Source organism: Micromonospora matsumotoense, from assembly GCF_050951065.1.
Lineage (GTDB): Bacteria > Actinomycetota > Actinomycetes > Mycobacteriales > Micromonosporaceae > Micromonospora > Micromonospora matsumotoensis.
Map to the genome: position 1 here is coordinate 1,874,989 of NZ_CP192025.1, position 17,467 is coordinate 1,892,455.

The 17,467-nt window shown below is 74.8% G+C and carries 16 protein-coding genes; 8 read left to right on the forward strand and 8 right to left on the reverse strand.

What is annotated here, in order from left to right:
- Nucleotides 1-5 precede the first annotated feature (5 nt).
- Together ACQP1S_RS08550 and ACQP1S_RS08555 are read right to left on the reverse strand one after the other, a co-directional pair.
- Nucleotides 6-1,322: a ribonuclease D gene (locus ACQP1S_RS08550; RefSeq protein ID WP_432904946.1), complete on the reverse strand. Its 1,317-nt coding sequence runs from the start codon at nt 1,320-1,322 to the stop codon at nt 6-8.
- A gap of 212 nt (nt 1,323-1,534) precedes the next feature.
- Nucleotides 1,535-2,107 carry a DUF3000 domain-containing protein gene (locus ACQP1S_RS08555; protein WP_432904949.1) on the reverse strand — a complete coding sequence of 191 codons (573 nt, stop codon included), beginning with the start codon at nt 2,105-2,107 and terminating at the stop codon, nt 1,535-1,537.
- A gap of 182 nt (nt 2,108-2,289) precedes the next feature.
- Between ACQP1S_RS08555 and hemE the strand changes: the two genes are divergently transcribed.
- Genes hemE through hemQ form a run of 3 tightly spaced genes read left to right on the forward strand, consistent with a single transcriptional unit; the run spans nt 2,290 to nt 5,513 of the window.
- Complete coding sequence (gene hemE, locus ACQP1S_RS08560) at nt 2,290-3,387, forward strand: uroporphyrinogen decarboxylase (protein ID WP_432904952.1); 1,098 nt, start codon at nt 2,290-2,292, stop codon at nt 3,385-3,387.
- A gap of 3 nt (nt 3,388-3,390) precedes the next feature.
- Nucleotides 3,391-4,803, forward strand: coding sequence for a protoporphyrinogen oxidase (gene hemG, locus ACQP1S_RS08565; protein WP_432904955.1), 1,413 nt, complete (start codon nt 3,391-3,393; stop codon nt 4,801-4,803).
- Nucleotides 4,800-5,513 (forward strand): hydrogen peroxide-dependent heme synthase, encoded by a 714-nt coding sequence (gene hemQ / locus ACQP1S_RS08570; RefSeq protein ID WP_357897004.1) that lies wholly within the window; start codon nt 4,800-4,802, stop codon nt 5,511-5,513. Before hemG ends, hemQ begins: the two co-directional genes overlap by 4 nt.
- 148 nt (nt 5,514-5,661) lie before the next feature.
- Here hemQ and ACQP1S_RS08575 read toward each other — a convergent pair whose 3' ends face one another.
- The 4 genes from ACQP1S_RS08575 to msrB all read right to left on the reverse strand — a co-directional run bounded on the left by ACQP1S_RS08575 (nt 5,662) and on the right by msrB (nt 8,503).
- A complete protein-coding gene (locus tag ACQP1S_RS08575; protein WP_432904958.1) occupies nt 5,662-6,780 on the reverse strand; it encodes a lytic polysaccharide monooxygenase auxiliary activity family 9 protein in 1,119 nt (372 codons plus the stop codon).
- A 226-nt stretch (nt 6,781-7,006) separates the two neighbouring features.
- Entirely contained in the window at nt 7,007-7,543 is a 537-nt protein-coding gene (locus ACQP1S_RS08580) for a GNAT family N-acetyltransferase (RefSeq protein ID WP_432904961.1), read from the reverse strand.
- Between the two features lie 139 nt (nt 7,544-7,682).
- The gene (locus ACQP1S_RS08585; protein WP_088645482.1) at nt 7,683-7,940 is read right to left on the reverse strand and encodes a Prokaryotic metallothionein; all 258 of its coding nucleotides are present in this window, start codon (nt 7,938-7,940) and stop codon (nt 7,683-7,685) included.
- Between the two features lie 116 nt (nt 7,941-8,056).
- The gene (gene msrB, locus ACQP1S_RS08590) at nt 8,057-8,503 is read right to left on the reverse strand and encodes a peptide-methionine (R)-S-oxide reductase MsrB (RefSeq protein ID WP_432904964.1); all 447 of its coding nucleotides are present in this window, start codon (nt 8,501-8,503) and stop codon (nt 8,057-8,059) included.
- Between the two features lie 11 nt (nt 8,504-8,514).
- Between msrB and ligD the strand changes: the two genes are divergently transcribed.
- Nucleotides 8,515-9,555: a non-homologous end-joining DNA ligase gene (gene ligD, locus ACQP1S_RS08595; RefSeq protein ID WP_432904967.1), complete on the forward strand. Its 1,041-nt coding sequence runs from the start codon at nt 8,515-8,517 to the stop codon at nt 9,553-9,555.
- 287 nt (nt 9,556-9,842) lie between these two features.
- Nucleotides 9,843-9,998, forward strand: coding sequence for a hypothetical protein (locus ACQP1S_RS08600; protein WP_176739087.1), 156 nt, complete (start codon nt 9,843-9,845; stop codon nt 9,996-9,998).
- 106 nt (nt 9,999-10,104) lie between these two features.
- Here the strand turns inward: ACQP1S_RS08600 and ACQP1S_RS08605 are convergent, their stop codons facing one another.
- On the reverse strand, nt 10,105-10,425 hold the full coding sequence (locus ACQP1S_RS08605) for a hypothetical protein (protein WP_432904970.1): 321 nt from the start codon (nt 10,423-10,425) through the stop codon (nt 10,105-10,107).
- Nucleotides 10,426-10,599: 174 nt separating this feature from the next.
- Between ACQP1S_RS08605 and ACQP1S_RS08610 the strand changes: the two genes are divergently transcribed.
- Nucleotides 10,600-10,788, forward strand: coding sequence for a hypothetical protein (locus ACQP1S_RS08610; RefSeq protein WP_432904973.1), 189 nt, complete (start codon nt 10,600-10,602; stop codon nt 10,786-10,788).
- A 281-nt stretch (nt 10,789-11,069) separates the two neighbouring features.
- Here the strand turns inward: ACQP1S_RS08610 and ACQP1S_RS08615 are convergent, their stop codons facing one another.
- The gene (locus tag ACQP1S_RS08615) at nt 11,070-11,363 is read right to left on the reverse strand and encodes a hypothetical protein (RefSeq protein ID WP_091249710.1); all 294 of its coding nucleotides are present in this window, start codon (nt 11,361-11,363) and stop codon (nt 11,070-11,072) included.
- A gap of 184 nt (nt 11,364-11,547) precedes the next feature.
- Between ACQP1S_RS08615 and ACQP1S_RS08620 the strand changes: the two genes are divergently transcribed.
- Both ACQP1S_RS08620 and ACQP1S_RS08625 read left to right on the forward strand, forming a co-directional pair.
- Nucleotides 11,548-14,733 (forward strand): FtsX-like permease family protein, encoded by a 3,186-nt coding sequence (locus ACQP1S_RS08620; protein WP_432904976.1) that lies wholly within the window; start codon nt 11,548-11,550, stop codon nt 14,731-14,733.
- Nucleotides 14,734-14,776: 43 nt separating this feature from the next.
- Complete coding sequence (locus tag ACQP1S_RS08625; protein WP_432904979.1) at nt 14,777-17,467, forward strand: FtsX-like permease family protein; 2,691 nt, start codon at nt 14,777-14,779, stop codon at nt 17,465-17,467.

Sequence of the window (17,467 nt, forward strand, 5' to 3'; positions counted from 1 at the left end):
GGAGGTCAGGGCCGGGCGACGGGCAGCAGGGCCTCGGCGAGCGCGGGGAGCAGGAGGCCGAGCTGCCACTCTCGGGCGCCGTAACCGCGCAGGGTTTCCGTGACGGTGTCCACGGTGATCTCGTCGGGCGGCTGCCAGGCCAGTCGGCGGACCGAGTCGGGGGTGATCAGGTTCTCCGGGGGGAGCCGGTGCTCACCGGCGACCCGCACCACCACCTCCCGGCACCGGGCCAGCCGGCCGGCGGCCACCGGGTCCCGCTCCGCCCACCGGTGCGGCGGGGGTGGCCCCTCCACCGTCGGGGTGACCGGCAGCGCGTCCTCCGCCAGTTGGCGGGCCTCGTCGAGCGCGACCAGCCAGGTGCGGGCCAACCGGCGCACCGACCGGCCCCCGAATCCGGGCAGGGTCAGCAGGGTCTTCTCGTCCTTCGGGTCCAGCTCGGCGGCGGCGATGATCGCCGAGTCGGGCAGCACCCGGCCGGGAGCGGCGTCGCGTCGGACGGCGATCTGGTCCCGGGCGTACCACAGGGCCCGGACCCGCGCCTGCGCCCGCGACCCGCGCACCCGGTGGATGCCGGAGGTCCGCCGCCACGGCTCCGCCCGTACCCGGGGCGGGCGGGTGGCCCAGGTGATCAGCGCGGCGAACTCCTCCGCCGCCCACGGCGACTTGCCCTGCGCGTGCAACTCGGCGTCGAGCGCGTCGCGCAGGTCGACAAGCATCTCGACGTCCAGCGCGGCGTACGTCAGCCAGGACTCGGGCAGCGGCCGGGTGGACCAGTCCGCCGCCGAGTGGTGCTTCTCCAGCGTGTAGCCGAGCAACTGCTCGGTCAGCGCGGCCAGGCCGACCCGCTCGAAGCCGGCGAGCCGGGCGGCCAGTTCGGTGTCGAACAGCCGGCGCGGACGCAACCCCACCTCGGCCAGGCAGGCCAGGTCCTGGCTGGCGGCGTGCAGCACCCACTCGGTGTCGCCGATGGCCTCGTCGAGGGTGGACAGGTCGGGCAGCGGCAACGGGTCGATCAGCGTGGTGCCGGCTCCCGCCCGGCGCAGCTGGACCAGGTAGGCCCGCTGGCTGTAGCGGTAGCCGGAGGCGCGCTCGGCGTCCAGGGCCACCGGGCCGGTGCCGGCCGCGAAGCGGGCCACGACCTCGTCCAGCTCGGCGGCCGTCGCCACCGGCTGAGGGGTGCCGTCACGGGGTGCGGTCAGCGGAACGGGCCCGCCGGTGGGCTGCTCGGTGCCCGCGTCCGCCGGCTCCGCGACGGCCGGGGGCGGAACGTCTGCCGTGCGGCTTTCGGCGGCCCGACGGCGCAGGGGTGGTTCGTCGGTCACCTGACAACCCTAGTGCGCCCGGCGATGTGGTGTGCGCAGCCGGTCCGGTGTGTGTCGTCCGGGTGTCCGGCGGAGGTCCGGACGGTACGGACACCCACCTCGCGCCGGGTACGTTCGCGCCCACCCGGGACGTCCCTGTCGCGTTCAGGACATTCTCGTGTGGCTCGGGCGTGTCGCGCGGTCCGTGCGGGGTGTGGGACGTCGGGCAGCGGTCAGGCCGCGCCGGCCGGCCGGCGTTCGGAGAGCGCGGTGACCCCGGGCGGCGGCAACCCCGCGGTGGAGGCGAGCAGGGCGCACCAGGCCGACAGGTGGGCGGCCAGATCCTCGCCGAGCGGTGTCCAGGACGCCCGGATCTCGACGTCCCCGGCGGCGGGCGGACCGGCCAGGTCGCCGAACCGGGTCGAGACGGTCTGGGTGACCGTGCCCCCGGCCGCCCGGTAGCGCGCCTCGTGCGCCTCCAGGGCATCGGTGAGCCAGGTCCAGCCCACCCCCGGCAGCAGCGGATCGGCGGCCAGGTCTACCTCCAGCTCGGCGGTCACGTAGGTGACCAGCCGCAGGCTGCCCTGCCAGGCGTCGTGCCCGGCCGGGTCGTGCAGCAGGATCAGCCGGCCGTCGGCCACCTCGTCGTCGTCGCGCAGCACGGTGGCGGAGAGGGCGAACGCGTACGGCGCGAGCCGCTGGGGCGCGCCGACCTCCTCCAGGACGATCTCCTCCCGGGGGGTGACCGACCGCAGGCCGGCGACCGCGCGGGCGAACGTCTCCGGGAGCGCGATCGGGGGGGCCATGACCGGCAGCCTATGCCGACGCGCCGTCGCCCGCCCGGATGGCGCGCCGAAGCGTCAGCGCGTCCGTGTCCCGCCGACGTCCGGCCGGGTGCGGGACGTACGGACCACCGGGCCCGGGGTGCCGGTCACACCTGGCGGCGCTGCCCGTCGGTCCCGACCGGGTGCGTGGCACGATGGTCGCGATGACCACCGACACCACGGGCACTGCCGCCCGAGACGGAGAATCCCGCCGCAGCGGGCCGGCCGACTCGCCCTTCGTCCGGGCCTGCCGCCGGGAGTCCGTCCCGCACACCCCGGTCTGGTTCATGCGCCAGGCCGGCCGGTCCCTCCCGGAATACCGGGAGATCCGGGCCAACGTGGGGATGCTCGACTCCTGCCGCCGGCCGGACCTGGTCGCCGAGATCACCCTCCAGCCGGTCCGCCGGCACGGCGTCGACGCGGCGATCCTGTTCAGCGACATCGTCGTTCCGGTCGCCGCGGCCGGCATCGACCTGGACATCGTGGCCGGTACCGGGCCGGTGGTCGCCGAGCCGGTGCGCACCGCCGGGGACGTGGAGCGGATCCGCCGGATCGACCGGGCCGACGTCTCCTACGTGGACGAAGCGGTGCGGCTGCTCGTCGCCGAACTGGGCGACACCCCGCTGATCGGCTTCGCCGGCGCGCCGTTCACGCTGGCCAGCTACCTGGTCGAGGGCGGGCCGTCGCGCACCCACGCCAAGACCAAGGCGATGATGTACGGCCAGCCGGAGCTGTGGCACGCGCTCTGCGCCCGGCTCGCCGAGGTGACCCTGTCGTTCCTGCGGGTGCAGATCGACGCCGGCGTCTCCGCCGTGCAGCTCTTCGACTCCTGGGCCGGCGCGCTGTCGGAGGCGGACTACCGCCGGTTCGTGCTGCCGCACTCGACCGCCGTGCTGTCCGGGCTCGCCGACGCGGGGGTGCCCCGGATCCACTTCGGGGTGGGCACCGCCGAGTTGCTCGGCGCGATGGGGGAGGCCGGCGCCGACGTGGTCGGGGTGGACTGGCGTACCCCGCTGGACGTGGCGACCCGCCGGATCGGCCCGGACCGGGCGGTCCAGGGCAACCTCGACCCGACCGTGCTGTTCGCCCCCTGGCCGGTGATCGAGGCCGAGGTGCGGCGGATCGTCGCGCAGGGCCGCGACACCCCCGGACACGTGTTCAACCTCGGTCACGGCGTCTTGCCGGAGACCGACCCCGAGGTGCTCACCCGGGTGGTCGCGCTGGTGCACGAGGTGTCCGCGCGCCGGGCCGAGCAGGGCTGACCCGTGGGCGCGCGGCCGTGGCGGGTGGCGGTGGTCGGTGGCGGGATCACCGGCCTGGCCGCCGCGGTCCGGCTGCGCGACCGCGCCCCCGCCGACACCGAGATCACCGTGTACGAGCAGTCCGGCGCGCTCGGTGGCAAGCTGCGCACCGGTGAGCTGGCCGGCCGACCGGTGGAGTTCGGCGCGGAGTCCTTCCTGATGCGGGACCCGGCCGGGGGTGAGTCCGCCGCGGTGGCCCTGGCCCGCAGGCTCGGCCTGACCGGCCAGATCGTGCACCCCACCGTCGGGCAGGCCGCGCTCGTCGTCGACGGTGGGCTGCGCCCGATCCCCGGCGGCACGCTGGTCGGCGTACCCGGGGATCTGGCGGCGGCGGCGACGGTCGCCACGCCGACGGCGGACGCCGACCGCGACGGCGGCCGGCCGCTGCTCGGCGCGGACCAGGACGTCTCGGTCGGGGCCCTGGTCCGGGCCCGGTTCGGCGACCAGGTGGTGCAGCGGCTGGTCGACCCGATGCTCGGCGGGGTCTACGCCGGCCGGGCCGACGACCTGTCCCTGGTCACCACCATGCCGGCGCTGGCCCGTGCGGCCCGGGTCGAACACACCCTGGTCGGTGCGGTCCGGGCCGCCCAGGCCGCCGCACCCCGCGCCCCCGGCGCACCGGTCTTCGGCACCCTGGCCGGCGGGCTGAGCACCCTGGTCGAGGCGGCGGCCACCGCCAGCGGGGCGACGATCCGTCGGCACGCGGCGGTCCGCGAGCTGACCCCGGTCGGGAACGGTTGGCGGCTCACCGTCGGCCCGACCCGGGACCCGGAGTTGGTCGAGGCGGACGCGGTGCTGCTCACCGCGCCGGCCCGGCCCACCGCCCGGCTGCTCGCCGGGTTCGCCGCCGAGGCGGCGACGACCGTCGGCAGGCTGGACTACGCCAGCGTCGCGCTGGTCACCCTGGCCCTGCCGGCCCCGGCGTTGCCCCGGCTCTCCGGCTTCCTGGTGCCCGCCACCGAGGGGCTGCTGATCAAGGCGTCCACCTTCTTCACCACCAAGTGGGGGCACCTGGCCGCGCCGGACGGGCTGGCCCTGGTCCGCGCCTCCGTCGGCCGGTACGGCGAGGAGACCTCGCTCCAGCTCACCGACGACGACCTGCGCGCCACCGTGCACCGGGAGCTGACCCGGGTGCTCGGGGTGGCGTTGCCCGAGCCCGTCGCCGGCCACGTGCAGCGCTGGGGCGGCGCGCTGCCCCAGTACCCGCCCGGCCACACCGCCCGGGTGACCGCCGTCCGGGCGGCGCTGCGCGCGTCGCACCCCACGCTGGCGCTGGCCGGCGCCGGTTTCGACGGGGTCGGCATCCCGGTCTGCGTCCGCTCCGGCGAGCGCGCGGCCGGGGAGATCATCGAAGCACTGGGAGGATCGGGGTCATGACCGAGCAGACGACCGAGCAGACCAACGCGGCCCGGCTCAAGGAACTCAACGCCACCGTCCGGTACACCATGTGGTCGGTCTACCGGGCCACCGGCGGGCTGCCGGCGCTGCGGGAGAACGTCACCGGTGAGGTGGAGTCGCTCTTCGAGGAGCTGGCCGGCAAGGACGTCGTGGTCCGGGGCATGTACGACGTGGCCGGGCTGCGCGCCGACGCGGACGTGATGATCTGGTGGCACTCGTCGTCCAGCGACGCCCTCCAGGACGCCTACCTGCGGCTGCGCCGGACCACCCTGGGCCGGGCGCTGACCCCGGTGTGGTCCCAGCTGGCGCTGCACCGGCCGGCGGAGTTCAACAAGAGCCACATCCCGGCGTTCCTCGCCGACGAGGCGCCCCGCCCCTACCTGTGCGTCTACCCGTTCGTCCGGTCCTACGAGTGGTATCTGCTGCCGGACGCGGAGCGGCGGGAGCTGCTGGCCGAACACGGCAAGATGGCGCGCGGCTACCCCGACGTACGGGCCAACACGGTCGCCTCGTTCGCCCTCGGCGACTACGAGTGGATGCTCGCCTTCGAGGCCGACGAGCTGCACCGGATCGTCGACCTGATGCGGGACCTGCGCGCCTCCGGCGCGCGCCGGCACGTCCGCGAGGAGGTCCCGTTCTACACCGGCCGGCGTCGCTCGGTCGCCGACATCGTCAACTGCCTGGTCTGACACCCGCCCCGCCGCCCCGGGTCGCGCCGCCCCGGGTCGCGCCGCCCCGACGGGCAAGATCGTGCTCGATCAAGGATGGAGTGGCCTCCGTGCAACGGGAGGCCACTCCATCCTTGTCGTTGCGTCTTCCTTACGGTGTCCCGACCGGTCAGAGGGTCGCGGTGCAGACCGGGGTCGGGCTGGTGCCGCTGCCCGACGCGAGGAAGCCGAAGGTGGTCTTCCCCCCGGCGGCCAACGCGCCGTTGTAGGAGGCGTTGCGGGCGGTCACCGTCGATCCGCTGCTGGCCAGCGTGGCGTTCCACACCTGGCTGACCTGCTGGCCCCCGGAGTACGTCCAGTTCACCGTCCAGCCCTTGATCGCCGAGGAACCGGCGGTCACGTCCACCTCACCCTGGAACCCGCCGTTCCACGTGGTGGTCACCCGGTAGGTGGCGGTGCAGGCACCGGCCGGCGGCGGCGTGGTCGGCGGGGCGGTGGTCGGCGGTGCGGTGGTGGGCGGCGCGGTGGTCGGCGGCGGAGTCGTCGGCGGCGCGGTGGTCGGCGGGGCGGTGGTCGGCGGCGTGGTCGGGCCGCCGCCGAAGTCGACGTCACTGCACAGGTAGTACGACTGGTCCAGGTGGCTGGCCTGCCACACGGTGTAGACGATGTGTCGACCGGTACGGCCCGGCGCGTTCACCGGGATCTGGATCGACACGCCACCGGTGTCCTTGTCCCACTGGGAGGCCGGCGTGTTGCCGATCTGCCCGGCCAGTTCCAGGTCGTTCCAGCCCAGCGGCGTCGTCAGCGCGTTGAAGCCCTGCTTGGTCACGTACACCCGCATGTAGTCGGCCCCGTGGCTGGCCTGGTCGAAGAACTTCAGTCGGAAGCTGTTCGCGACCGACGCGGTCTTCCAGGCGCCGACGGTGTCCAGGGCCTTGTAACGGCCGTTCTGGGTGCGCCCGCCGCTGCACAGCTGACCGTCCGGGATGGCACCCTGGTGGTTGCCGGCGACACCCTCCCGGAACAGGCCGTTCCAGTTCCACATGGCCTGCGGGTCGGCCTGCCAGGCCTGCCAGCACATCGGGTCCTCGGTGGCCATTCTCGGGTTCTGGAACTCGGCGCCCCAGCGCTCCCAGCAGCTGTGGGCGCGGTACCCCGGGTTCACCACCGCGCCGTGCGCGGAAGCCGAGTTGGCCAGGGCGGTGGTGAGCAGCAGCGCGATGATCGCGCCGATGGTGAGCAGCGACCCCGCGAGCGCGGTGGGTCGTCTGCGTAGGACGGTGGACATGGAGCCTCCGAGGTGAAGGGGTCGGTCGAACGACGCCCGGACGGCCGGGAGTTGCCCCTCCCGTGCCTGCTGTGCGGCTCCCACGACGGCTCTACCCGCAGGCTTGCATAGGAAAGCGGTATCCGTCAATGTTTCGGTGGGTTGGTGGGTCGTGCCCCCCGCACGTGCTCGTGCCGGGTCCGGCCCCTCTCCCGGGCGGTCGGGCCCGGGGTCCCGGATGGGCCGGTCAGTGCTCCCGGCGCATCGGCAGGTGCGGGATGCCGTCCTCGACGTACTGCGGCCCGGTCGCCGTGAAGCCGTGCCCGGCATAGAAACCCGCCAGGTGGGCCTGCGCCTCCAGCACGCACGGCCGGTCGCCGACCAGCCGCAGCGCCTCGGTCATCAGTCGGCCGGCGAGCCCGCCGCCGCGGGCCGCCGGTGCCACCACCACCCGACCGATCCGCGTCACGCCGCCCGGGTCGGCCAGCAGCCGCAGGTACGCCAGCACGTCGCCGTCGCGGGGCGGAGCGCCGTCGTGGGGCAGGGCGTCGTCGTGGGGCAGAGCGCCGTCGTGGGGCAGGGCGTCGTCGTGGGGCGGAGCGCCGCGGCGGGTCAGCCAGAGGTGCCGGGTGCCGGGTTCGACGTCCCGGCCGTCCAGCTCCGGGTACGGGCAGCGCTGCTCCACCACGAACACGTCGATGCGTAACCGCAGCAGGTCGTGGAAGGTGTGCGCGCCCAACTCGGTGAACGTGGCGACGTGGACGTCGACGGTCTGAGGTGCCATCCTGCGATGTTAGGCGGACCCGTCACCGCCTGCTCTGCTGCCTGGCCGGGGCCGCTCTGCCTGCCTGCTCTGCTGCCTTCTCTCGCCGCCCTGCGCTGTCGCGGCGTCGTCCTCCGTCGCGATGTCGGGCTGCGGTGGGTCAGGCCGGGCGGGCGCCGACCGCATCGCGGATCTCGGCTCCCAGGGCCTCCACCGCACGGGCGCAGTGCGCGCAGCAGAAGAACCGGCCGCCGACCTCCACGCCGTGCCCAATGATCTTCACCTGGCAGTGCTCGCAGATCGGCGCGAGCTTGTGTGCCGCGCACTCGAAGCTGTCGAAGGTGTGCACGTCACCGCTGACCGTGCGCACCTCGAACGCCATCCAGTAGTCGTTGCCGCAGACCTCGCAGGTAGCCACCTGTCATACCTCCCGAATCGGACATCTACCCCCAGCCTGCCGCTTAGGGGCCGCAAGGGGTGGTAAATGCCCTGAAATGGGTCGGTTCGGACGGCGTTTCCTGCGGCGTGTCGGGTTCAGCCCGGGTTCGGCTCCAGCCGGATCGAGACCGAGTTCACGCAGTGCCGGGTGTCCTTCGGGGTGAAACCCTCGCCGTGGAACACGTGGCCCAGGTGGCTGTCGCAGCGGGCGCAGCGGATCTCGGTACGGGCCATGCCGAGGCTGTGGTCCTGGATCTCCTTGACCCGGCCCGGGATGGCGTCGTCGAAGCTCGGCCAGCCGCAGTGCGAGTCGAACTTGGTGTCGCTGGAGAACAGCTCCAGCCCGCAGGCCCGGCAGTGGTAGACACCTGCGGTCTTGGTGTCGACGTACTCGCCCGTGAAGGGGCGCTCGGTGCCGGCCTCGCGCAGCACCCGGAACTCCTCCGGGGTCAGCCGGACCCGCCACTCGTCCTCGGTGCGGGGCAATGCGTTCTCGTCAGGACTCACCGGCCAACCGTACGCCGGATGTCGGGGGCGTCGCATATGGTCGCGCCATGGCGGGCAGCGCGAAGGCGACGGCGACCGAGGTCGAGGTGGCCGGGCACACCGTCCGGCTGAGCAGTCCGGATCGGGTGATCTTCCCGGGGCGCGGCTTCACCAAGGCCGACGTCTTCCACTACTACCTCTCGGTGGGCGACGGCATCATGCGCGCCCTGCGGGACCGGCCGACCACCCTGCAACGCTTCCCCGACGGGGTCGAGGGGGAGGCGTTCTATTCCAAGCGGGTGCCCACCCGGGGGGTGCCACCGTGGGTGCAGACCGTCGGGATCACCTTTCCCAGCGGGCGCGGTGCCGACGAGTTGCGCCCGACCGACCTCGCCCACGTCGCCTGGGCCGCGCAGATGGGCACGGTCGTGTTCCACCCCTGGCCGGTCCGGGCCGCCGCCGTCGACCACCCGGACGAGCTGCGGGTGGATCTCGACCCGCAGCCCGGCACCGACTTCGCCGACGCGGCCACCGCCGCCGCCGAGCTGCGCGGCATCCTCACCGAGCTGGGTGTCACCGGCTGGCCGAAGACCTCCGGCGGCCGAGGGCTGCATGTCTATCTGCGGATCGCTCCGCGCTGGACGTTCACCGAGGTGCGCCGGGCCACCATCGCGCTGGCCCGGGAGCTGGAACGTCGTCGTCCCGAGCTGGTCACCACCGCCTGGTGGAAGGAGGAGCGCGGGCAGCGGGTCTTCGTCGACTACAACCAGATGGCCCGGGACCGCACCATCGCCTGCGCGTACTCGCTGCGCGCCAACGCCCGGGCCACCGTCTCCACCCCGGTGACCTGGGACGAGTTGCCCGACATCGACCCGGACGACTTCGACCTGCAGACCGTGCCGCTCCGGCTGGCCGAGCGGGGTGACCCGCACGCGGGCATCGACGACGAATCCGCCGACATCACGCCTCTGCTCGACTGGGCGGAGCGGGACGCGGCGCAGGGCCTGGGCGACCTGCCCTATCCGCCGGACCATCCGAAGATGCCCGGGGAGCCGAAACGGGTGCAGCCCAGCCGGGCGAAGCGCCCGGCCGACGAAATCGCCGGCTGAAAAACGGAAATCCCGCCGGCTGTCGTTAGGCCGGCTGCCGCTGTTTGTGCGAATCACTTGCCCGAGGTGCCACTCCCACGCGTGAAAATGGCTTTCCGCCCGACTCTTTCCGGTGCTGATGATTGCGCTCGTGCGGTCGCCACGCCTACGGTCGAATATGAAAGGTGGGATGCGCGGAAGTCGGCTGCACTCGTGTGACCAGGGCATACGCCCTCGCTGTGGGGTGCGTGCCGGTGGGCGGCTCCGATTCATCCGGCCGGACGCGGGCACCGGACAGGGGATTCACCATGGCGGCCACGACGAGGAAAGCGCAGCGGGTCGGCGGAACGCCGCGCCGGCATTCCGTGATCCTGGAATACCTCAAGATTCTGCCGGCCGTACTCACCGGGGTGGCGGCGGTCCTCGTCGCCCTCACCGGACTGCTGACCCTGCTCGTCAGATAGCTTCCCGCACGTGCTCGTCCGGGCGATCCCCATTCGGGTTCGGCGGGGGCATCCGGGTGATGCGGGCTCCGGCCTCGGTCGGGCTCCGGCCTCGGTTGGGCTCCCGCTATGAGGTGGGGGTCAGGTCCGGGCCGGCTTGCGGTTCGTATTCCGGATTCGGCTCCGGGTCCGGGCTCGGGCTCGGGCTGGTGTACGTCGCCGGCACGGGTGCGATCCCGGCTCGGGTGGGTGGTCGGGCCGTCCAGGCCAGGAAGCGGTCGAACAACTCCGCCGGGCCCGGGTGCGGATTGAGTCGCACCAGGTTGGCGGTGGCCTCGAACAGTTGGCTGGCCAGGTAGATCGAGAGCGCCACCCGGTCGCACCGGTACTCCATGGTCAGCAGTAGCCGGGCGGGTTGACACGGCACGGCGCGGCGCACCTCCGGCACCGCCACAGCGGACGCATCGGCGGGTGCGCGCCGGCCGGCCGCCGCTGCCGATCATGAATAGGCGAGACGTTCGACGTATGGGACATCCCACCACGGTTGCCATCGCTGTTGCTTCTGTCAACAGCCTGCGCAGTTGTCGGAGTCGAGGCGGCTTCATGCTGTCATCGTCAACTCGTGGACCTCGTCGGCGTCTCGGAGATCAGGGCGATGCTGGGAAGCGTTTCCCGGCAGCGCGCCTCCGTGATCGCCAATCAGCGGAACTTTCCGGAACCCGTGGCGGTGCTGGCGATGGGCAAGGTGTGGCGGAAGTCCGACGTTGAGGCGTGGATCCGCGAGCACCGGCCGGAGCTGACGAAGGACTGATCCCGTTCGTCGGGCAGTGGTCGGCGCGGCTGGTCGGGGAGTGGCTGTCGGCCTGGGTGATCAACTCAAGTGGGCCGATGTTGCGGTATGCGAGCCACTGTGACGCCGCAATATCGGCCCACCTGAGTTGATCACCACAGGCGGCGGTGCGGCGGGCGGTGGTCGGCGCGGCTGGTCGGGGAGTGGCTGCCGGCCTGGGTGATCAACTCGACGTCGGTGACGTTGCGGTGTGCGGGCTGCGGGGACCGCGCAACATCGGCCCCCTTGAGGGGATCACGGCGTCAGCGTCCGGCGGCGATCGCCTCGACGGCCTCCTTGGCGGTGCGCAGGTCCACGCCGGTAGCCTCCCGGTACGCCTTGATCGCCTTGATCTTGTCGCCCCGGGCCAGGTGGTCCCGTACCCCGGGCAGGGTCGGCCCCCGGTCGACGATGCCGAGGTGATCCATGATCAGCCGCTGTCGACGCTCGATCTCCACCAGCCGGAAGGAGCCGTCTCCCCGGCCGTCGCGGCGGGGGAGCTGCAACAGCAGCGCCAGCACGAGGGCGGTGCTCGACAGGATGAGGGCGATTTCCATGCCGCCGATCCAACCAGATCGACAGCGACCCGGACGACCTCGGCTCCGGCCGGGCGCGGAGTCCGGGCGGCCCCGGTCGGTCGGGCGGCCCGGAGTAACGATCATGTAACGGGTGCGAACCTTTCCCGCCGGGTCACCGCTCTTGGTCTCCGTCGGCCCGACCCCGGGCCCCGGGAGGCAACGGATGAAGTTGGTGTGGAGGCGGGCCCACGAGGCACGCGGGCTGCTGCTCGCGGCGGTGGCTGCCGCGCTGGTGGCGATCGCGCTGGTCACCGGGCTGGCCGACTACAACCGGCGGGCCGTCGACGCCGGACAGCGCACCCTGATCGCCGCCGCGCCCGTCGAGGAGCGCAGCCTGCTGGTCAGCGGCTCCGGCGGACGTGACCACGCCGAGTTCACCAGCCGGGACCGTGCCGTCCGGGACGGCTTCCGCGCCGCCCTCGGGGACACCCCCGTCCGGGTCGCCGGCGCCCGTTACGGCACCGGGCGGGAACTCACCGGCGACCTCGGCCCGGGCATCCGCACCGGGAAGGAACCGGTCTTCGCCACCCTGGCCACCCTGGACGACCTGCCCGGGCACGCCGACCTCGTCGACGGCGCCTGGCCCACCGCCGGGGCCGGCCCGCTCCAGGCCACCCTGCCGGAGAAGGTCGCCGGGGCGCTCGGTCTGCGGACCGGTGACCGGGTCCCGATGCGTGACCGCAGCGCCGACCGGCGTACCGAGGTGCTGCTCTCCGGCACCTGGCGGCCCCGTGACCCGGCCGACCCGTACTGGCGGCTCGCCCCCGGGCTCGGCGTCGACCCGGACACCGACGCCTCGCACGGGCCGTTCGTGCTCGACCCGGCCGACTTCGCGACCACCTTCCCCGGCTCGGTCTCCGCCTCCTGGGTGGTCGCGCCCGACCTGGCCGCCGTCGGGGCCGACCGGCTGCCCGCGCTGCGCCGGGCCGTCGCCACCGCCGCGACCGAGGTGCCCGAGACGGCCGGGCTCGGCTCGTCGGCACAGGCGGTCACCACCCTCGACCGGCTGATCGACCGGATCAGCCGGGCCGACCTGGCCGGTCGCTCCGCGCTGGCCACCCCGCTGCTGCTGATCGTCGTCCTCGGCGGATACGCGTTGGTGCTGATCGCCGCCCTGCTGCACGAGGACCGCCGCGCCCAGACCGCCCTGCTGCGGGCCCGCGGCGCGGCCCGCCGGCAGCTCGCCGGCCTGGCCGCCCGGGAGGCGACCCTGGTGGTCGTCCCGGCCGCCCTGCTCGGGCCGCTGCTCGCCGGAGAAGCGCTGCGCCGGCTCGCCGCCGGCGGCCCGGTCGACCTGGGCCGCGCCGTCGGTGGCGGCAGCTGGGTCTGGGCGGCCGCCCTCGCCACCGCCGTCGGCTGCCTCGTCGCCATGGTCGCCCCCACCCTGCGGGGCGCGGGCACCTATGTGGCCGACCTGGCCGCCCGGTCCCGCCCCGATCGGGTCGCCACGGTCAGCCGGGCCGGACTCGACCTGGCCCTGGTCGCCTTCGCCGTGCTGGCCTGGGTGCAGCTGCGCAGCTACTCCTCACCCCTGGCCGGTGCCGGCAACGACCTCGGAATCGACCCGCTGCTGGTGGCCGCGCCGACGCTGGGGGTGCTGGCCGGGGCCGTGGTGGCGTTGCGGCTGCTCCCGCCGGCCACCCGGTTCGCCGAGCGGTTCGTCGACCGACGGCTGTGGACCGCGACCATCTTCGGGATGTGGCAGGCCGGCCGGCGTCCGCACGCCGGGCCGGTGCTGCTGCTCGCCCTCGCCGTCGGCGGTAGCACCCTGGCCTGGTCCCTGGTCGCCACCGGGGAACGGTCCCAGGTCGACCAGGCCGACCACACCGTCGGCGCGGACCTGCGGCTGGTCGAGCGGAGCGGGGTCGCCCCCGTCGACCGGGCCGCCGCGCTCGCCGCCCTGCCCGGGGTCGACCGGGCGCTGCCGGCCTGGCGGGACGACATCCGGGTCGGCCGGGACGACCGGCAGGCCACCGTGCTGGGCCTGGACACCGCGCACGCCGCCGAGGTGGTCAAGTTCAGCGACCGGCTCGCCGACCGGCCCGCGCGGGAACTGTTCGCACCGCTGGCCGCCGCCCGGGAACCAGCCGGCGGTGTGCCGCTGCCGGCGGACGCCCGCAGCCTCACCGGCACCGTCCGCACCCCCGTCGACCAGGCCGTCGTCCCGCACCGGATCGCCGTGTCGGTGCTGCTCACCCGGGCCGACGGGGTGGCGTACCGGCTGCCGGTGGCGGGCACCGGCAGCGACGGGCGGGCCACCGGGTTCCGGGTCACCCTGCCGGCCGTCGACGGGCTGCGACTGGCCGGCTTCGAGGCCGACGGCGGGGACGTGGCCGGCACCACGTACGCGCTGCAGGTACGCGACCTGCGCACCGTCGGCCCGGGCGCCCGGTCGACCGCCGTCGCGCTCACCGGCCGGTGGCAGGTGGCCGCTGCCGAGTCCGCCGGGCAGAGCAGTGTCACGGTGGCCGGTGCCGGGTTGACCGCCACCCACCCGGTCGGGTTCCTCGCCGGCGGCCGGTACGCGTACCAGCCGTCGTCCCGCTTCGCGGTGGTGCCGGACGGCCCGGACACCGCCGTGCCGGCGCTGATGACCCCCGCCGTGCGGGCCGCGCTCAACGTCCGGCCCGGGGAGACCGTGGTGCTGGCGCTGTCCGGGGTCTCCCTGCCGGTCCGGCTGGTCGGGGAGGTGACCGCGCTGCCCGCTACCGCCGGCGACGGCGTGCTGTTCGACCTGCCCGCTGCCACCGACTGGCTGATCCGCCACTCCGGCACCGTCCGGCCGGTGCCCGAGTGGTGGTTGCGGGTCGACCCCGCAGCGCACGCCGAGGCGACCCGGGCCGTCGCCGCGCTGCCCGGGACGACCCTGCTGGACCGCCGGCAGGCCGCCGCCGTGGCCGCCGACGACCCGTACTGGCAGGGTGCCCGGACGGGGTTGCTGGCCGCCGCCCTCGGCTCGGTGCTGCTCGCCCTGGTCGGCCTGGTGGTGGACGTCTGGGCCACCGCCCGGCACCGGATCGGTGAGTTCTCGGTGCTGCACACCCTCGGCGCGTCGCCCCGGCTGCTGGCCCGGGCGCTGCTCGCCGAGCAGACCTTCCTGGCCGGGATCGGCGTCGGCGTCGGCCTGCTGCTCGGCGCGGCGGTCGGGGCCACCATGGCACCACTGGTCGTGCTCACCCCGGCCGCCGGGCGACCCGTGCCGGCCCCGGCGTTCGCCCTGGCCTGGACCCCGATCGGATGGACCGTGGCGGGGCTGCTGCTGGCCGCGTTGGCCGGCAGCGCGGCGATGGCCACCGGCCTGCGGCGGCGGGTCGCCGTCGCCCGGCTGCGCAACGGGGGAGACCGGTGAGGACCTCGACGATCGGACCGCTGCACCAGGGGGAGGACCAGCGATGAGCATCGGTGCCGTGATCCGTCGGGTACGGGCCCACAGCGGGCAGTTCCTGCTGCTGGCCGCGTTGATGCTGGTGATCGCCCTGCTGGTCGGCGGGGTGCCGAGGGTGGTCAACCGGTTGGCCGACCAGGGGCTGCGGGAACACCTCGCCGCCGAGCCCGCCGCCCGCCGCGACCTGACGTACGCCACCCGTCCCGGCGTCGGCGCCCCGCCGGTGAGCAGCCAGGCGGCCGAGCTGGACGCGCTCCAGCAGCGGATGCCCGCCGACGTGCGGGCCGCCGTGGCGCAACGTTGGTATGCCGCGCAGACCCCCGAGGACCGGGTCACCGGCCCCGACCTGGCCCGGGGCAACTACCTGGTGCACCTCGGCCTGCGCGCCATGCCCGGGGTCGAGGCGGCGGGCACCCTGGTCGAGGGACGCTGGCCGGACGAGGCGGCCGCCGCCGACGCCCCGGTGCAGGTGGCCCTGGCCGCCGACATCGCCGGCCGGTTCGGGCTGCGGGTCGGCAGCCGGCTCCTGCTCGCCCCACCCGACGAGGAACATCCGCCGACCCCGCTGACCGTGGTCGGGTTGTTCCGGGCCGTCGACCCCACCGACGGCAGTTGGGACACCCTGCCCTCGGTGCTGGAGGTGGCCGAGCCGGAGGGGGACGGCCAACCGTTCATCCTGGTCGGGCTGGTCTCCGTCGCCGCGCTGGACCGGCAGGCCGTCGAGGACCGGCCGGTGTCGTTCACCTGGCGGTACCGGCTCGGCGCGGACGGTATCGACGTCCGGCGCATCGACCGGCTCGTCGACGGGGTGCAGCGGCTGGCGCGGGCCAGCACCGGCACCGGCACGGAGCTGACCCAGGGGGTCGACGTCCCGCTGCGCGAGTTCGGTCGGGCGGTCACCTCGGCCCGTACCCTGCTCGCCGTCATCGGGGCCGGGGTGTTGGCGACACTCGCCGGGCTGGTGGTGCTGGCCGCCGCGTTGACCGTGCGCCGACGCCGCACCGAGTTCGTGCTGATCCGCGCCCGGGGCGGCGGGGTCACCACCGGCGTACGGCGCAGCCTCGCCGAGTCGCTGCTGGTCGTCCCGCCCGCCGCCGGGCTGGGCTGGCTGCTCGGCGGCCTGCTGCCCGGTGCGCCCGGCGGCACCGGGCCGCTCGCCGTCGGCGCGACCGCCCTGGTCACCCTGGCCCTGCCGGTGGCGACGCTGGTCGTACCGTCCGGGGTGGTCGGGCGGCGGGACCTGGGCCGGCTGCGGCCGTCCGCGCGGCGGGCCACCACGGAGGCCGCCCTGGTGCTGCTGGCCGGGCTGGCGGTGGTGCTGCTGCGGCGGCGGGGCCTCACCCCCGGGTCGGTGGACCCGCTGCTGGTCTCGGTGCCGGCGCTGGTCGCGGTCGCCGCCTCGGTGCTGGCGCTGCGGCTGTATCCCTGGCCGGTGCGGCTGGCGGGGCGGCTCGCCGCGCGTACCCGGGGAAGTGTGGCCTTTCTGGGCACGGCCCGCGCCGGTCGGGCGGCGGGGGCCACCCCGCTGGTCGTGGTGGTGCTCGCGGTCGCCACCGCCGCGTTCTGTGCCGTGATCGCCACCGGCATCGAGGCCACCCGCGACGACGTCGCGACCCGGGCGGTGCCGGCGGACGCGCTGATCCGGGGCGACCGGCTCGCCCCGGACACCGGCCCGGCGCTGGAGCGGCTGCCCGGGGTGCGGGCGGCCACCGGGCTGGTCGACGAGTCGGCGCAACGCCTGGCGACCGACGCCGACGGCACCGACGCCCGGCTGCGCGACACCAGTGTGCTGCTGGTCGACGGGCCCGGGCTGGCCCGCACGGCGCGGGCCGCCGGCCGGGACGTCCCGGTGCCCGGCCCGCTGCGCGACGCCCGGCCCGGTGCCGGGCCGCTGCCGGCGGTGGTCTCACCGGCGGTCGCCGCCGACCTGGCCGACGCCGGCCTGCGGTCCGCCTTCATCACCGTGCAGGGCCAGCGGTACGAGTTCACCCCGGTCGACACCGTCGTCGACTTCCCGCTGGCCCGACCGAACACCACCCGGTACGTGGTGCTGCCCTGGCAGGCGCTGCCCCGGCGGGACAGTCCGCCGGTGCCCACCGGATTCCTGGTCGCCGGCGACCGGCTCGACGCCGGGGCACTGCGTCAGGCCGGCGACGAGGGACAGCACCGCTACCAGACCGGGGGAGCGGTGACCGGCCGGGAACGGCCCCGGGGGGTGGCGGTGGAGACCTGGTCACAGACCCGGCTGCGGCTGGGCGGCGGTGGTGCGAACGGGTTGCTGGCGTTCGGGTTCACCGCCGGTGCGGTGGCCGGCGGGGTGTTGGCCCTGCTCGCGATCGCGTTCACCGTGCTGGCCGGGGCCCGCGCCCGGGGCGAGGTGCTGTCCCGACTGCGCACCCTCGGTCTGTCCCGTCGGCAGTGGCGGGGTTTGCTGCTGGTGGAGCTGTCCCCGCTGGTGGGGGTGTCGGTGTTGACCGGCGCACTGGTCGGGGCGCTGCTGCCGGTGCTGCTCACCCCGCTGCTCGGGCTCGCCGCGTTCACCAGCGGCACGCCCGTGCGGGTGGGCTTCGCGCCCGGTCTGGTCGCCGCCACGGTCGGGCTCGGCGCGGTCGCGCTGGGCTTCGCCATGGCGGTGGAGGCCCTGAACAATCGTCGGATGCGCCTCGGCGAGGTGCTCCGGCTCGGAGAGGAGAGCTGA

Coding starts and splice junctions, on each gene's coding strand:
- ACQP1S_RS08625 (WP_432904979.1), top strand. CDS start 14,777: ATGAGCATCGGTGCCGTGATCCGTCGGGTACGGGCCCACAGCGGGCAG.
- ACQP1S_RS08620 (WP_432904976.1), top strand. CDS start 11,548: ATGAAGTTGGTGTGGAGGCGGGCCCACGAGGCACGCGGGCTGCTGCTC.
- msrB (WP_432904964.1), bottom strand. CDS start 8,503: ATGCGACGCCCCCGACATCCGGCGTACGGTTGGCCGGTGAGTCCTGAC.
- ACQP1S_RS08580 (WP_432904961.1), bottom strand. CDS start 7,543: ATGGCACCTCAGACCGTCGACGTCCACGTCGCCACGTTCACCGAGTTG.
- hemE (WP_432904952.1), top strand. CDS start 2,290: ATGACCACCGACACCACGGGCACTGCCGCCCGAGACGGAGAATCCCGC.
- ligD (WP_432904967.1), top strand. CDS start 8,515: ATGGCGGGCAGCGCGAAGGCGACGGCGACCGAGGTCGAGGTGGCCGGG.
- ACQP1S_RS08615 (WP_091249710.1), bottom strand. CDS start 11,363: ATGGAAATCGCCCTCATCCTGTCGAGCACCGCCCTCGTGCTGGCGCTG.
- ACQP1S_RS08600 (WP_176739087.1), top strand. CDS start 9,843: ATGGCGGCCACGACGAGGAAAGCGCAGCGGGTCGGCGGAACGCCGCGC.
- ACQP1S_RS08575 (WP_432904958.1), bottom strand. CDS start 6,780: ATGTCCACCGTCCTACGCAGACGACCCACCGCGCTCGCGGGGTCGCTG.
- hemQ (WP_357897004.1), top strand. CDS start 4,800: ATGACCGAGCAGACGACCGAGCAGACCAACGCGGCCCGGCTCAAGGAA.
- ACQP1S_RS08555 (WP_432904949.1), bottom strand. CDS start 2,107: ATGGCCCCCCCGATCGCGCTCCCGGAGACGTTCGCCCGCGCGGTCGCC.